The 15086-nt window shown below is 48.1% G+C and carries 14 protein-coding genes; 4 read left to right on the top strand and 10 right to left on the bottom strand.

Annotated features, from left to right (window positions below; translation table 11 throughout):
* Positions 1-529 precede the first annotated feature (529 nt).
* The 9 genes from tatC to KO512_RS20030 all read right to left on the bottom strand — a co-directional run bounded on the left by tatC (position 530) and on the right by KO512_RS20030 (position 7612).
* The gene (tatC, locus tag KO512_RS20070; RefSeq protein WP_215954098.1) at positions 530-1279 is read right to left on the bottom strand and encodes a twin-arginine translocase subunit TatC; all 750 of its coding nucleotides are present in this window, start codon (positions 1277-1279) and stop codon (positions 530-532) included.
* Complete coding sequence (gene tatB / locus KO512_RS20065; RefSeq protein WP_215954097.1) at positions 1266-1643, bottom strand: Sec-independent protein translocase protein TatB; 378 nt, start codon at positions 1641-1643, stop codon at positions 1266-1268. Before tatB ends, tatC begins: the two co-directional genes overlap by 14 nt.
* 17 nt (positions 1644-1660) lie before the next feature.
* A complete protein-coding gene (gene tatA / locus KO512_RS20060; RefSeq protein WP_215954096.1) occupies positions 1661-1906 on the bottom strand; it encodes a Sec-independent protein translocase subunit TatA in 246 nt (81 codons plus the stop codon).
* 99 nt (positions 1907-2005) lie between these two features.
* Positions 2006-2341 (bottom strand): phosphoribosyl-ATP diphosphatase, encoded by a 336-nt coding sequence (locus KO512_RS20055; RefSeq protein WP_215954095.1) that lies wholly within the window; start codon positions 2339-2341, stop codon positions 2006-2008.
* Positions 2342-2349: 8 nt separating this feature from the next.
* Complete coding sequence (gene hisI, locus KO512_RS20050) at positions 2350-2739, bottom strand: phosphoribosyl-AMP cyclohydrolase (RefSeq protein WP_215954094.1); 390 nt, start codon at positions 2737-2739, stop codon at positions 2350-2352.
* A 105-nt stretch (positions 2740-2844) separates the two neighbouring features.
* Complete coding sequence (gene ubiB, locus KO512_RS20045) at positions 2845-4482, bottom strand: ubiquinone biosynthesis regulatory protein kinase UbiB (protein WP_215954093.1); 1638 nt, start codon at positions 4480-4482, stop codon at positions 2845-2847.
* Between the two features lie 99 nt (positions 4483-4581).
* A complete protein-coding gene (locus KO512_RS20040) occupies positions 4582-6102 on the bottom strand; it encodes a GGDEF domain-containing protein (RefSeq protein WP_215954092.1) in 1521 nt (506 codons plus the stop codon).
* Between the two features lie 148 nt (positions 6103-6250).
* On the bottom strand, positions 6251-6874 hold the full coding sequence (locus tag KO512_RS20035) for a thiol:disulfide interchange protein DsbA/DsbL (protein ID WP_215954091.1): 624 nt from the start codon (positions 6872-6874) through the stop codon (positions 6251-6253).
* Positions 6875-7009: 135 nt separating this feature from the next.
* Positions 7010-7612, bottom strand: coding sequence for a c-type cytochrome (locus KO512_RS20030; protein ID WP_215954090.1), 603 nt, complete (start codon positions 7610-7612; stop codon positions 7010-7012).
* A 205-nt stretch (positions 7613-7817) separates the two neighbouring features.
* Between KO512_RS20030 and yihA the strand changes: the two genes are divergently transcribed.
* Entirely contained in the window at positions 7818-8453 is a 636-nt protein-coding gene (gene yihA / locus KO512_RS20025; RefSeq protein ID WP_215954089.1) for a ribosome biogenesis GTP-binding protein YihA/YsxC, read from the top strand.
* 49 nt (positions 8454-8502) lie between these two features.
* Here yihA and polA read toward each other — a convergent pair whose 3' ends face one another.
* The gene (polA, locus tag KO512_RS20020; RefSeq protein WP_215954088.1) at positions 8503-11244 is read right to left on the bottom strand and encodes a DNA polymerase I; all 2742 of its coding nucleotides are present in this window, start codon (positions 11242-11244) and stop codon (positions 8503-8505) included.
* Positions 11245-11361: 117 nt separating this feature from the next.
* On the opposite strand from polA, the gene KO512_RS20015 reads away from it, so the two are divergent.
* The 3 genes from KO512_RS20015 (at position 11362) to uvrD (ending at position 15014) form a co-directional block, all read left to right on the top strand.
* A complete protein-coding gene (locus KO512_RS20015; RefSeq protein ID WP_215954087.1) occupies positions 11362-11649 on the top strand; it encodes a DUF2782 domain-containing protein in 288 nt (95 codons plus the stop codon).
* 33 nt (positions 11650-11682) lie between these two features.
* The gene (locus tag KO512_RS20010) at positions 11683-12636 is read left to right on the top strand and encodes a homoserine kinase (protein ID WP_215954086.1); all 954 of its coding nucleotides are present in this window, start codon (positions 11683-11685) and stop codon (positions 12634-12636) included.
* Positions 12637-12797: 161 nt separating this feature from the next.
* Complete coding sequence (uvrD, locus tag KO512_RS20005) at positions 12798-15014, top strand: DNA helicase II (protein ID WP_215954085.1); 2217 nt, start codon at positions 12798-12800, stop codon at positions 15012-15014.
* Positions 15015-15086 lie beyond the last annotated feature (72 nt).

Below are 15086 nucleotides of genomic sequence, written 5' to 3'. Positions count from 1 at the left end.
ACGTTCAGCCGTTTGGGCTGTCGTCTCAAGCGAGGTGCGTATTTTACTCAACACCCTGATGAAGTCAACCATTTTATTTAAGAACTTTTAGCAAATTCTCAAATGAAGTCGGTGACTTCCGGTTCAACTTTCCGCTGTTAAAAGCTTGCGTTAAACGCCGTGCTTTCAATGGGTTAATCGAACAGCTCAACCTGTTTCAGTGACCGTTTCCGGTGGCTGTCTCAAGCGAGGAGGCGCATTCTACACCGCACAGCCAGTGAGTCAACAGAGCCAGCACGAAAAAGTGTCAATTTAATGAAAAGCAGCCAACTTTTTACAATGAGCCGCTAGACCGCCACTTCACGACTTGTTGCGGTTAAGAAATCAAGACCAAGACAATAACCTATCGCCCCTAGAAGAGACTCCAACAAAACCACAAAAACCGCCTAACGGCGGTTTTTGTGGTTACTGACTTTAGCGTTAAAACAATTTTCACAGCCGAGCCATACAGATGACGACTCATCACCCATCAATACTTCAATCAAATAGCTTATTCTTCGACTTCAGGGCTCTTCCTTTTAACAACAACCGCCAAAATAATACCCAATTCAAACAGCAACCACATTGGTACTGCCAGTAATGTTTGCGAAATGACATCAGGTGGCGTCAATAGCATGCCAAGAACAAAGCACCCAACAATAACATAGGCTCGCTTTGCCCTGAGGCTTTGTACATCAGTTATGCCACTCCACACCAACAGCAAGGTTGCTATAGGAATCTCAAAGACAACGCCAAAAGCAAAGAAAATTTTCAGGACAAAATTAAGATAGCTACTGATATCCGTCATGACCGCAACATTTTCCGGCCCCACACTCGTAAAGAAACCAAAGATCAACGGGAATACAACGAAGTACGCAAACGCGATGCCCGAATAAAACAAAACAATACTCGATGCTAATAACGGCACAGCTAAGCGTTTTTCGTGTTTATATAAGCCTGGAGAGATAAACCCCCATACTTGATGCAGAATGACTGGCATCGCCAAAAAGAGAGATAACACTAGGGTCAGCTTAAAGGGAGCGAAGAATGGCGATGTTACATCTGTTGCAATCATACTCGTGCCCGCAGGCAGTAATGCCGTTAGCGGTGCAGACACAATCTCATAGAGATTATTAGCAAAATAGAACAGGCAGAGAAATAAAATAAGAATTGCCAATAGCGCGCGCATAAGGCGACTGCGCAGCTCTACAAGATGAGAGACTATTGGTTGCTCATCATCAAGCGGGTTAGGATCTATCATCAGTCTTGGTCTTTTCCTGTTCAGACGCTACGACGGTATGCGACTCGCGCTCTACCTGACTAAGATTGTCTTTAGGCGCTGGCGTACTATCAGTTTTAGGAGAACCCGTAACACTTTCTGAAGATGGCGTACGCATTTCGTTAAGCTCCCGATCAAGCTCATCTTTTTGCATTGCAATCTGCCGCTTCATCTCGTCTAAGCGTAACTCTTCACTGATTTCTGATTGAATACCACTGAGAGTACGTTTTGCTTTACTCACCCATAAGCCAACAGTGCGGACAGCAACCGGCAGCTTTTCTGGCCCCAGTACTACTAATCCGACGACTGCAATAATCAGTAATTCCGCAAAACCGATATCAAACATTTACAGCTACCTGCCAGTTACTTATCAGCTTTTGGCTCGTCTTTGCTCTGTTCTTTCGCTGCCGTTTTATCCGTCTCAGCAAAGTCGGCATCACTTTCAATTTTTTTATCGTCTTCTTTAGGCTCTTCGTTCATCGCTTTTTTAAAGCCCTTCACTGCCCCACCTAGATCGCCACCTAGATTACGCAGCTTCTTAGTACCAAACAGCAGTACTACGATTACCAAAAGAATAGCCAACTGCCAAAGACTAATGCCACCTAACATATTATTGTGCTCCGTATTACAACATGAGCGATCTAAACCGCCCGTTCAATGATTTCAGATTATGCGAACGCTTACTCAGCTATACCAACATGACCCAATTTATTTTTGCTCTGACCTTGAGGCCTTCTCTTCTAAACCTGACATATCAAAACGACGTGCCAGTTCATTAATTACCGCTTCAGGTCGCTCACCTAAGTGGGATAAAGCGACTAGTGAGTGAAACCACAAATCTGCAGTTTCATAAACAACATCGCTATTATCACCACTCACTTCAGCATCTTTAGCCGCCAAAATGGTTTCTGTGGCTTCTTCACCCACTTTCTCTAGAATCTTATTTAACCCTTTAGCATGTAGACTGGCCACATAGGATTTTTCAGTCGTTGCCGTTTTTCGTTGCTCGAGTATATCGCCCAACTGCGTTAATACATCACTCATATCTGACCTTACTTATCGTAAATCTTACTTGGGTCTTTCAGAACAGGCTCAACAGCCACCCACTCACCTTCTTTCAAGGCTTTAAAGAAACAGTGTTGGCGCCCAGTATGACAGGCGATGCCACCCAACTGTTCGACACTCAGTAGAATAACATCATCGTCGCAATCGAGGCGAAGATCGTGCAACTGCTGAACGTGACCGGATTCTTCACCCTTACGCCATAATTTCTGCCGCGAACGGGACCAATAAATAGCCCGATTCTCTTGTACCGTCAACGCCAGCGCTTCACGATTCATCCACGCAACCATCAACACCTTGCCCGACGTGAAATCCTGAGCAATCGCAGGCACTAGGCCATCACTATTCCATTTAATCTGTTCTAACCAGGGTTCTGACATATCAGTATTCTTTATCATATAAGCAGGCAAGGATACCTGATCCTCTACGACTCTACTATCCCCGAAATATGGGAGGCCGCTAGCCTAATCGTTTATTGTTTCAATTCAGTGACGCAGCAATAAGACCGCGCCAACGCCGCCCAATAGCCAACTGATCGCTGGCAACTCCTGAAACGCTAACAACGGATCATCCAATGAAAGGCCCGCAGCTACAATCAGGCAGACAACACCGACCCAGCGCCATTGATGACTACTCTTCTGCTGCAACTCTTGCCGAGCCACGCTCATGGCCAACATATCTCGCCGGCGAGTGTCATCCATGTTCTTTAATTGATTCAGTGCATCGTATGCCATCTGCGGCAGGTGAGGCATTTTATCAAGCCAATCGGGGGCTTGTTGTTTAATCGAACGATAAGCCGCTTTCGGCCCCATACGCTCCTTCATCCAACGTTCCAAAAACGGTTGGCCAGTCTGCCACAGATCTAACTCGGGATAGAGCTGTCGTCCCAAGCCTTCAATATTCAGCAAGGTTTTCTGCAACAGCACCAACTGAGGCTGAACCTCCATATTGAAACGGCGGGCCGTTTGAAATAAGCCCATCAAGACCATCCCAAAGGAGATATCTTTTAGCGGTTTTTCAAAGATAGGCTCGCAGACACTACGAATAGCCGTTTCAAATGACTGCACATTGGTATCCGCAGGTACCCAGCCAGAATCAATATGTAATTGTGCAACCTGACGATAATCCCGCTGAAAGAAGGCTAAGAAATTACGCGCTAGATAACTTTGGTCTTCCGGTGACAGCGAACCCACAATACCAAAATCAACGGCGATATATTGTGGTGATGAAGGGTTTTCACGGGAGACAAAAATATTTCCTGGGTGCATATCCGCATGGAAGAAACTATCGCGAAATACTTGAGTGAAAAAGATCTCAACGCCCTGCTCAGCCAATTTTTTCATATCGGTATTCTGAGCCTTTAACTGTTCTATATCCGCCACGGGGATACCGTGTATCCGCTCCATCACCAACACATTTTGACGGGTTAGATCCCAATAGATTTCTGGAACATAAAGCAGTGGTGAGTTTTCAAAGTTACGTCTAATTTGCGAGCCGTTAGCGGCCTCTTTGCGCAGATCTAACTCATCGAAGATGGTATTTTCATAATCGGCAACCACCTCCACCGGTTTCAGTCTACGCCCTTCAGCCCAAAGCGCCTCAACCAGCCGCGCTAAGGTGTAAAGCAAAGCCATATCTTTTTTGATGGTTTTAGCAATACCGGGACGGATAACTTTAATAACCACCTCTTCGCCGTTATACAGCAAAGCTTCATGCACTTGTGCCACTGAGGCCGAGGCCATAGGCTCAGCATTAAACTCAGCAAACAACTCCTCTACGGGAGCGTTTAACGCTTCTTCGATTAGCTGTTGCGAATAGGCACTCGCAAAAGGTGGAACCTGATCCTGTAGTTTTTTAAGCTCCAGCGCCAAATCATCCGACAACAGATCACGCCGAGTAGATAACATCTGGCCAAACTTAATAAAGATAGGACCCAGCTCTTCTAGCGCCAATCGCAATCGCTCACCCTGTGAGCGCGGCCCTACGGGAATGAAATAGCGCCATAGCATCAATTTTAAAAGCAGTCGGGCATACCAGTGCAGACTGACCTGCTCAAAAAAAGTATCGAGCCGGTATCGTGCAAAAACCCGTGCAATTTTGAAAATTCGGAGTAAACGTCGCACCGCTGTTATTTTCCGTGGTAGTAGTTCTGGAATAAGGCAGGCATATTGCCCACTTCGGAATCGAAGGTAAAGAGCTGCATCATACCGAAGAACAAAAGGTTAACCCAGCTCAATACGATTTCGCCCTAAACGTTTTGCTGTATAGAGCGCTTTATCTGCACGACTGAACAGATTGTCGATAGAATCGTTAGACCTCACCTCGGTTAAACCGAGAGAAAGTGTAATTTGGACTGGATCGCCATGAAAATTAAATGGACTTTGCGCGACCGCTTGACGTACTTTATCGACTGCAACCATCGCTTGTTTCGCAGTCGTCCCAGGCATCAGAATAACGAACTCCTCCCCCCCGTACCGAGCAACAAAATCTGTCGAGCGGCTCTGCTTAGTGAGAATGCTCGCGATTAAACGCAGAACCTTATCGCCCGCCTGGTGACCGTAGGTGTCATTGATTCGCTTAAACAAATCAAGATCGGCAACGGCTAACGAAAAGGGCTGGCCGTAACGCTTCCAACGCTCAAACTCTGCATGTAACTGCTCATCATAACCCGCCCGATTGGGCAAAGAGGTCAACGAATCGGTGAGAGCCTTATGCCGCTCCGACTCTATATGCACTTTCATCTGATGTGTCTGTTCTTCCATCTGCTCAAAACGGCTCTGTAACTGCAGATAACGCTCATACAAACGCTGCTCGCGCCGCTCTTCTTTCTCTTTGAACAGATCAACCGACTTAACAATACTCAGTAACTGCGAAGAGACGTTACTCTTGAGCTGCTGTAGATCATTCGACTCCTGCATAACCGTCTGAATAGACTGAACATCCTTTTGAATACCATTGGTCAGCAGAGCCACTTCATCTGCGACTAACTCGTCGGATTGCCCCGCCTTTACATAGGCCTGCACTTCCGCCAGATGGCCCGTAAGGTTTTGCAGATAATTTTCAAACTCCGCGCCGTTATAGGCATTAAAACGGGACACCAGTCCGACAAGATCCTGAACAATACTCGAAAGCCCGCTCAGCGTGACGCCCTCTTCTATTCGGCCAACCAACTCTCGCGCCAAGGACATATCACCCGGCGGTATATTTAAGCCCGAAATAAGACTGAGTAACTCAACACCTATTTTCTGCAGCAACTCGTCGTCTTCAAGTACATCATGCTGACGACCACGATTAAAATCATCCGTTAGCACCGATTCTTGGAGCTGAACTAAGCCATTGATGATTTTTGAAACAACGGCGAGCTGCCCCGTAAACGGCCGCATACTTTCTTCAATATCACTCAGACGTTGATTGGCAGTCTCGGAAGTCAGATTAAGTTGTAGCTGATAGATCCACTTACGCAGCCCGAGCAACAGCTCATTACGATGCAACTCCTGCTCAATATCCAAACCTCGCAGCTGCTTCTCTACCAGTTGAATAACGTCAGGCGATGCCGTTTGATTATTTTTCAGCTGAACACATAGCGTATTAAGTGCTTGGTCCAGTACCGCTGACTGACCATCGAGAGCAACAGTCATCTGACACACTAGATGCTGAAGAGGTTGATCTTCAAGCTGAGCCTGTAGCGCATCCATCTGATCAGAAAGTAATTTATAACGTTCTTTCCAGTCGTCCTGTTCCATCCCAAATCCCTACAACCCGGCCAGTCAATAAACTATTGGCTCAATGTTATGCCAGTTCAGGCCTGACAAGCCAGCCCCAGACTTCGGTTGTCGAATAAATAGGCAATAAAAAAGCCGCATAATGCGACTTTTTTAGACAGCGCTAAATTTATAGCGTCTTTTTTTCCTGCTCGATAAGGTATTCAGCGACCTTAAGCATACCGGCATGGCCACCCGCTTTATCCGCAGTAATACGATATTTACCATTGACGATTAGCGTCGGTACACTCTGTACCCCATAGCCTTTTAATTTAGAAACACCTTGATTCATACGCATATTAACCGCAAAAGAACGGTTCATTTTGATGAACTTTTCTTTATCAACACCTAAATCTGCATAGAAATCAGCTAGATCTTCTAGGCTATTAAAACGACGGCGCTCGTTATGCAAAGCAGTAAATGTAGCTTGATGGGTCTTATCCAAGTCATTAAGAAGTTCTGAGGAGTAATACGCTCGAGCTAATGGCTCCCAAGAACGGGAAAAAACCACCGGTACACGCCCAAAATTCACATCAGCGGGCAGCTGATTTGTCCAGCTATGCAGCATAGGCTCAAAACTAGCGCAGTGAGGGCAGAGATAACCAAAGGCTTCAACAACTTCAACCTTCGTTTTATCAGCGGTAGGCACTGGCATAGCAATCACATCATAATTGATGCCAGCCTTATAGTCTTCAGCCTGTGCTACTACTGCAGTAAGGGCAAAAACTAACCCAATAGCGAGCTTTTTTAACATGTCTATCTCCAACCTTTGAGAAATTCAGTCTTATAAGACCGGCCAATGTGCGTCAAGTTCATCCTTGCCGCAAATATATTTTCCAATAAAAAAGGCAGCTTACGCTGCCTTTCCTGACTCGGAACTGAATTTAACTTAATTCAGACCCTGGATATAACTTGCAACAGCCTGAATCTCTTTATCGCTCAGTTTAGCCGCGATAGTACTCATCATCGCTTGAGGATCGTTATTACGAGCCCCTACGCGGAAGTTCTTCAGCTGGGTTTCAACATATTGTGCATGCTGCCCACCCAGTTGCGGATAACCCGCAGTGGCAATACCCTTACCCTGTACACCATGGCAGGCAGTACATGCAGCGATACCCTTAGAGGCAACACCCGCACGGTAGATTTTTTCACCCGCTTCAACCAAGTCTGCTTTAGCAGCCCCAATTTGAATATTCTTCGATGCAAAATAAGCCGCTATATCGGCCAGATCTTGATCGTTCAGGTTGGTCAGAAGACCTGTCATTTCAACAACCTGACGGTTGCCAGCTTTAATATCCTGCAGCTGCTTAAGCAGGTAACGCTCATTCTGGCCTGCCAGCTTAGGGAAGTTACCCACAGCACTATTGCCATCAGGCGCATGACATGCACCACAGACTGCTGTTTTACTTTGCCCTGCAGCAGCATCTCCCGCCGCATGTGCAACACTTATGATACTCACGCTTGCCAGTATGGCGATCAGTAGTTTATTCATCGACTAACCCAGACTCTTGCTATAGATTGCTAACGGTTTCTGCCGCAACCTGAAGCTAATCAGATTGAAACAGGGCTACCGAACCAACACCCGGACTGGTGTAATATCCCAGCCACAGGTAGAATTCCGGCGAGATTATAACCTAATATCCACACAAACTGGAACGATAAATGTCTGCATTAGCAGGCTGATAGGCAAAAAGTATATGTCTTTACCTCAAATTCAATACCATATGACCCGCTTTAACACTAGCGCCAGCAAACTCAGCCAGTGTCCTGAAGACACCGGAGCCGAGGTCGCATTTGCCGGTCGTTCCAATGCAGGCAAGTCCAGCGCCATCAATACATTAACCAATGCTAAACTGGCGCGTACCAGTAAAACCCCTGGTCGAACCCAACTGATAAACTTCTTCGATACCAATATCGAAGGCGTGCGTATTGTCGACCTCCCCGGCTACGGTTATGCCAAAGTGCCTATCGCCATGAAAGAGCATTGGCAAAAACACTTGAATGATTATCTGCAAAATCGTGACTGTTTACGGGGCGTGGTATTGATGGTCGATATCCGCCACCCGCTGAAAGAGTTCGATCAGATGATGATTGAATGGTGTAGTGAAGCGGAGATGCCGTTACACATTTTGCTGACTAAAGCCGATAAGTTAAACCGAGGCGCGGCGCAAAATGCACTGTTAAAAATGAAGCAGGCGTTGGATGTTAAAAATAATGCTCTGCTCAGCATCCAAACATTCTCGGCGCTGAAAACCACCGGGGTTGATCAGCTACGCGAACATCTTAATCATTGGCTATTAGGCGACCAAGAAGACAGTTCAGAAGCGGAATAAACAAAAGCTCAGTGCCGCACTCCGGCACTGAGTTCTATGTGCTCTTAGCTTAGTGAGCCTCATCCCAGTTATCACCGATACCCGCTTCCACGAGCAGTGGCACATCCAGATCAGCGGCTCCCTGCATCAACTCAACCAGTTGAGCCGATACCTCGTCCACCAGCGCCTCGGGCACTTCTAGAATCAATTCATCGTGTACCTGCATGATCATCCGCACACCGGTATCACTGCTCTGCAGCCACTGGTCGACAGCAACCATCGCCTTTTTAATAATATCCGCCGCCGTGCCCTGCATCGGCGCATTAATCGCGGTGCGTTCAGCAGCCTGACGACGCATACCATTACTGGCTTTAATTTCTGGCAGATAGAGGCGTCGACCAAACAATGTTTCGACATAGCCATTCTCTGCCGCCTGTAGACGAATATCGTCCATATAACGCTGCACACCTGGGTAAGTGGCAAAATAATGATCGATGTAGGTTTGCGCTTCATTCCGGCCAATACCCAGCTGTTTAGCCAAACCAAAAGCCGACATCCCGTAGATCAAACCGAAGTTGATCGCCTTGGCACTGCGGCGCTGATCCGTGGTAACGTTTGCCAGCTCGACGCCAAACACCTCGGCAGCCGTTGCCTTGTGGACATCTTCACCGTGGGCGAAAGCATTCAACAAGCCTTTATCCTGCGATAGGTGAGCCATAATCCGCAACTCTATCTGAGAATAATCCGCCGCCACCAGCTTATAGCCCTTCGGAGCGACGAATGCCTGACGGATACGTCGGCCTTCCGTTGATCGGATCGGAATATTTTGCAAGTTAGGGTCCGATGAAGAGAGTCGCCCCGTCGCAGTCACCGCCTGATGATATGAGGTGTGTATCCGTCCAGTAGCGGGATTGATCATCTGCGGTAGCTTATCGGTATAGGTGCTTTTCAACTTACTTAGACTGCGATGTTCGATAATCATTTTTGGCAATGGATAATCCAGAGCCAATTCCTGCAAGACCTCTTCCGCCGTAGACGGTGCACCTTTCGGCGTTTTCTTAAGAATGGGCAGTTTTTGCTGCTCAAAGAGAATTTCTTGCAGCTGTTTCGGCGAACTTAAATTAAACGGCCCGCCCGCCAGCTCATGCGCTTTGGCTTCTAACTCGGCCAAGCGAATGCCATGTTCTCGGCTCTGAATAGCCAACTGCGCCGCATCAACCATCGCACCCTGCTGTTCCATGCGAGCCAATACGGGAATTAACGGCAGTTCTATATTCGCAAATACTTTTTCGAGGGTAGGAATCTGCGCTAACTTAGCGCTGAGCTGCTGATGTAAGCGCAATGTGATATCCGCATCTTCGGCGGCATAGGGACTGGCCTGTTCCATTTCGATCTGGTTAAAGGTGAGCTGCTTTTTGCCTTTGCCCGCGATCTCTTCAAACTTAACTGTTTTCACCCCTAGATAGAAATCCGCTAACGCATCCATATTATGCCGACTCGCCGTAGAGTTCAGCACATAGGATTCGAGCATCGTATCGAAAGCGACCCCTTTCAGCTCAATATCGTAACGTGCCAGCACATTCATATCGTATTTAATATGCTGACCCACTTTCTTGTGTGTCTCACTTTCTAGCAACGGCTTGAGCTGTTGTAACACCGCATTACGATCCAACTGAGCCGGCGCGCCCATATAATCATGTGCAACGGGAAGATAGGCAGCTTTACCCGGCTCTACTGAGAACGACAAACCAATCAGATTAGCTTCCATATAATTAAGGCTGTCGGTTTCGGTATCAAACGCAAATAACTCGGCAGACTCCAACACCTTAAACCAGCGGTCGAAGCTTTCCTGATCGAGAATGGTTTCATAAACAATCTCGTCCGGTAGTTGCGCTTGATTTTCCACCGCCCGCGCATCATCGGCGGCCGCAGCACCTAGGTCACTGACCCAAGTACGAAACTCACACTGCTGAAACAACGCTTGTAGTTGCTCATTATCGGCGACCGGCAGCGGAATATCTTCGATACCACATTCGAGTTCGAGATCGGTTTTGATGGTCGCTAACAGGTAGGAAAGCTCCGCCGCTTCGCGGTTTTCTTCCAACTTCTTCGCCATCGTTTTGGAACCGCGGAAACCCAACTCGGCGATTTTATCCAGATTGGCATACAGGTCTTTAATACCGCCGATCCCCTGCAATAAGGCCAACGCTGTTTTTTCACCGACGCCGGGCACACCGGGAATGTTATCGACTTTATCGCCCATTAACGCCAGATAATCGATAATCAGCTCCGGTGGAATACCAAACTTTTCATTAACCCCATCGATATCCATATGGGAATCGTTCATGGTATTAATCAAGGTGACATGCTTATCCACCAGCTGTGCCATATCCTTATCGCCCGTGGAGATAATGGTATCCAGCCCTTTGGCGCTCGCTTCACGGGCCAGTGTGCCGATCACATCATCAGCCTCGACCCCCTCGACAGAGATCAGCGGAAAGCCCATGGCCTTAACGATCTTATGAATCGGCTCTATCTGGGTACGCAGATCATCAGGCATCGATGGACGATGCGCCTTATATTCAGGATATATGTCATCACGGAAGGTTTTGCCTTTGGCGTCAAACACGACAGCCACCGGACTCTGCGGATACTGCTTAATCAGACTCCGCAACATACTCGTCACCAATCTGACGGCTCCCGTGGGAACCCCTTCAGAGGTGCGCATATCGGCCTGTTGGGCAGCAAAAAAGGCTCGGTATAAGTACGAAGAGCCATCGACTAAGATAATAGGGGAAGTATTTGCGGTCATGGTATTGCAGTCATTGTCCGTCAGGAGATATTGTTAGCGGGTTTGGTGTCCGGAAGACACCATCATATTAGATTAGCCTCTGACACAGAAGGGGCGACCCCAGTTCACGGAGTGGTTATGAAAAAAATAGTGTTGTTGTTAACTCTGCTTTGCTCGTTTTCGATGGTATCGACAGTGAGCGCCGATGTTCTGCCAGAATTTGATAATAACGACCCAGTTGTCACTATTCGTCACGGGCAGAAAGCGACCTATTACGAATATCGAATCAATGGCAAACTGAAAGAAATCAAAGTTAAGCCTGTGGTCGGTAAAACTTATTACCTAGTACCGAAAGACGATGGCGACTTTCAACGCTTTGAAGACTCAACCCTGATGCTACCTAAATGGATTCTATTCAGCTGGTAACTCGATTTAAGCAGTAACTAACGAAGCGTAATTATGGCTGTATACACCAATATTAGCCGGACTGACCTGGAAAACCTGTTACAGGATTTCCAGCGGGGTCAGCTGGTAGATTTTCAAGGCATAGACGGTGGCATTGAGAACACCAACTATTTTGTCACACTACGTGATAGTAGTGGCCAAGAAGAGGAGTATGTACTCACTCTCTTCGAGGAGCTCAACCAAGAGGAGATGCCCTATTTTGTTGAGCTAACCACTTGGCTGGCCGATCGGGGCTGTCCGGTTCCGTTCCCCTTTAAAGATAGAAACGGCATCGCCCTGAAGACGATGCATAACCGGCCCGCCCTACTACAACCCCGCTTAATGGGCAGCCATGTTGAATCGTTGACCGATGTCCACTGTCGTCAGATCGGTACCGCACTGGCTAAATTCCATCAGGCCGGCCGAGATTTCTACCTGCAACGTCAAGCCCATCGTGGCGTATTTTGGTGGCGTCGTGAATCACAGCATATTGCCAACCAATTATCCGCTGACGAAGCAGAACTATTGCGCAATGAAGTCGATCTGTTTGATCAGCTTCGTGAGCAACCCTGGAATCTGCCACAAGGGGTCATTCATGGGGATCTGTTCTTTGATAACGCGCTGTTTCAAGGTGATCAACTCAGCGCGATTCTCGATATCTATAACGCCTGTAACGGCTACCTGTTATTTGATCTGGCCATTGTGGCGAATGACTGGTGCGTCAATGCCGACGGGTCTATCGACTCAGAACGAGAAAACGCACTGTTGAACGCCTATGCTGCCGTGCGCCCATTCGAAGACAATGAATACTTAGCCTGGCCACAACTGGTGCGCACCGCTGCTATGCGCTTCTGGCTATCCCGACTGATTCCAGCACTAGACCCAGACACCACACAAAAAATTAAAGACCCCAATGAACTCCGGCGGATACTGCAATATCGCATCGACCATCCTGCCAAACTGCCTTAAGGAAGATCTGACGCATGAAAAGAGAGATCAGCGGCTGCCAATACCGAGCAAAGGCGATTTCTCTTTCCTACACCGCAGCCGCTTGCGGCTTTTAATAGCCACTGGCCGTTCTGGTCGCTATAATCTTACTGAATATTTATACAGCTATCTGAAGAAATCCTATGGACGTATCCTACCTACTCGATTCACTCAATGAAGCCCAGCGTGAAGCTGTCTCTGCGCCAGTCTGCAATATGCTCGTACTGGCCGGTGCCGGTTCCGGTAAAACCCGGGTGCTGGTGCACAGAATCGCTTGGTTGGTACAGACCGAGGGGCTCTCACCCTACTCTATTATGGCGGTGACCTTCACCAACAAAGCCGCCAAAGAGATGCGTGGCCGAATTCAAGAACTGATGGGACTAAATCCCAGCGGCATGTGGGTCGGTACGTTCCACGGCTTGGCTCACCGGATACTCCGCGCCCACTGGCATGATGCGGGGCTGATGCAGAATTTCCAGATTATGGATTCCGATGATCAACTGCGCCTGATTAAACGGCTAGCCAAAGAGATGAATCTGGACGATAGCCGCTGGCCGGCCCGTCAGTTTCAGTGGTATATCAACGCCCAGAAAGATGAAGGCCTACGCGCCCGACATATTGATGCCGGCGGCGATCCTCACGCGCAGGTTATGGTAAAACTTTATGCTGCCTATGAAGACGCCTGTGATCGCGGCGGCATGGTCGATTTTGGTGAGCTACTCCTTCGCTCTCTCGAGCTACTGCGCGATCACAATCCCTCATTGCTAGAACACTACCAAGACCGTTTTCGCTATATTTTGGTGGATGAGTTTCAGGATACCAACTCGATTCAGTATGCTTGGCTAAAACTACTCTGCCAGCCCCTTGATCCCCGCAAACCCAAGCCAGAAAAACTGATGGCGGTGGGTGACGATGATCAGTCGATCTACGGTTGGCGGGGCGCGAAAATTGAAAATATCCAGCGTTTCAATCAAGATTTCAAAGACACCATGGTGGTAAAACTGGAGCAAAACTACCGCTCCACCAACACCATTCTGCAAGCCGCCAATGATGTGATTCGTAACAACCAAGGCCGCTTAGGTAAAGAGCTGCACACCGATCAGCCCGATGGCGAGCAGATCTCCCTCTATGCCGCTTTTAATGAGCAGGATGAATCACGATTCATTGTTGATCAAATCGAAAGCTGGGTAAATAAAGGCAATCTACGCAGCGAAAGTGCCATTCTGTATCGCTCAAATGCCCAATCACGGGTGCTTGAGGAATCACTGATTCGCGCGGGCATGCCCTATCGTATCTACGGTGGTCAGCGATTTTATGACCGCTTAGAGATTAAAAATGCGCTCGCTTATCTGCGCTTAGTGAACAATCGCGAAGATGATACCGCGATGGAACGGGTGATTAACGTCCCGACGCGTGGTATTGGCGGCAAAACGATCGAAGAGATTCGTCTACATGCCCGCACCGAAGGTATCTCAATGTGGCGTGCCGCTAATGAAGTGATCGAGCTTAATAAACTCACCGCGCGTGCTGCTAATGCGCTGCAAGCCTTTATCGACCTCGTCAACCAGATTGCGCAGGACACCGAAGGCACCGACCTGCATGAACAAACCGAACATGCCATTCAAAAATCAGGCTTGATTGATCATCATCTCAAAGAAAAAGGTGAAAAGGCGCAGGCCCGCATCGAAAACCTTGAGGAATTGATCAGCGCGGCACGGCAATACCTATCAACTTGGCAACCAGATAAAGAGGGCAACGAAAACAGCACGCCTCTTTCAGCCTTTCTCGATGATGCAGCACTGGATGCCGGTGAAGCGCAAGCAGACGAACATCAAGATTCAGTTCAGTTGATGACGCTACACTCCGCTAAGGGGCTAGAGTTTCCACTGGTATTTCTCGCCGGTATGGAAGAAGGGTTGTTTCCCCACAAGATGTCACTCGAAGAGGGCGATCGTCTCGAAGAGGAACGCCGCCTTTGCTATGTGGGCATTACCCGGGCGATGCAGAAACTGTATATCACCTATGCGGAATCCCGTCGCCTTCACGGCAATGAAACCTTTAACCGCCCCTCCCGCTTTATCCGCGAGATTCCGGATAGCTGCTTAGAAGAGGTGCGTTTAAATGCCAGTGTCAGTCGGCCGGTCACCGCCCGTCAGCAACAGCGCCCAGCGATGTTTGCTAACGCCGAAGTGCCGGATACGCAGATTATTCTCGGTCAACGGGTATCACACGCCACCTTCGGCGATGGTATTGTCGTTAACTATGAAGGGTCTGGGCCTAAAGCACGGGTACAGGTCAACTTCGATTCCGAGGGTAGTAAGTGGTTAGTCGTGGGATACGCCAATCTACAGGCGGTGTAATACCTGTACTAGAACTAACACTTTTGATTTTGCCTACTCGGCCAGCGATACTGTGTCCTAAGATACCTAGTG

The organism is Amphritea atlantica, from assembly GCF_018860855.1.
In the GTDB taxonomy this organism is placed as follows: Bacteria; Pseudomonadota; Gammaproteobacteria; order Pseudomonadales; family Balneatricaceae; genus Amphritea; species Amphritea atlantica_A.
Note: the sequence above shows the minus strand (reverse complement) of the source record. Positions and strands in the feature narration are given on the sequence as shown.

Coding starts and splice junctions, on each gene's coding strand:
- uvrD (WP_215954085.1), top strand. CDS start 12,798: ATGGACGTATCCTACCTACTCGATTCACTCAATGAAGCCCAGCGTGAA.
- tatC (WP_215954098.1), bottom strand. CDS start 1,279: ATGATAGATCCTAACCCGCTTGATGATGAGCAACCAATAGTCTCTCAT.
- KO512_RS20035 (WP_215954091.1), bottom strand. CDS start 6,874: ATGTTAAAAAAGCTCGCTATTGGGTTAGTTTTTGCCCTTACTGCAGTA.
- KO512_RS20040 (WP_215954092.1), bottom strand. CDS start 6,102: ATGGAACAGGACGACTGGAAAGAACGTTATAAATTACTTTCTGATCAG.
- KO512_RS20010 (WP_215954086.1), top strand. CDS start 11,683: ATGGCTGTATACACCAATATTAGCCGGACTGACCTGGAAAACCTGTTA.
- tatB (WP_215954097.1), bottom strand. CDS start 1,643: ATGTTTGATATCGGTTTTGCGGAATTACTGATTATTGCAGTCGTCGGA.
- KO512_RS20030 (WP_215954090.1), bottom strand. CDS start 7,612: ATGAATAAACTACTGATCGCCATACTGGCAAGCGTGAGTATCATAAGT.
- polA (WP_215954088.1), bottom strand. CDS start 11,244: ATGACCGCAAATACTTCCCCTATTATCTTAGTCGATGGCTCTTCGTAC.
- KO512_RS20055 (WP_215954095.1), bottom strand. CDS start 2,341: ATGAGTGATGTATTAACGCAGTTGGGCGATATACTCGAGCAACGAAAA.
- yihA (WP_215954089.1), top strand. CDS start 7,818: ATGTCTTTACCTCAAATTCAATACCATATGACCCGCTTTAACACTAGC.
- hisI (WP_215954094.1), bottom strand. CDS start 2,739: ATGTCAGAACCCTGGTTAGAACAGATTAAATGGAATAGTGATGGCCTA.
- tatA (WP_215954096.1), bottom strand. CDS start 1,906: ATGTTAGGTGGCATTAGTCTTTGGCAGTTGGCTATTCTTTTGGTAATC.
- KO512_RS20015 (WP_215954087.1), top strand. CDS start 11,362: ATGAAAAAAATAGTGTTGTTGTTAACTCTGCTTTGCTCGTTTTCGATG.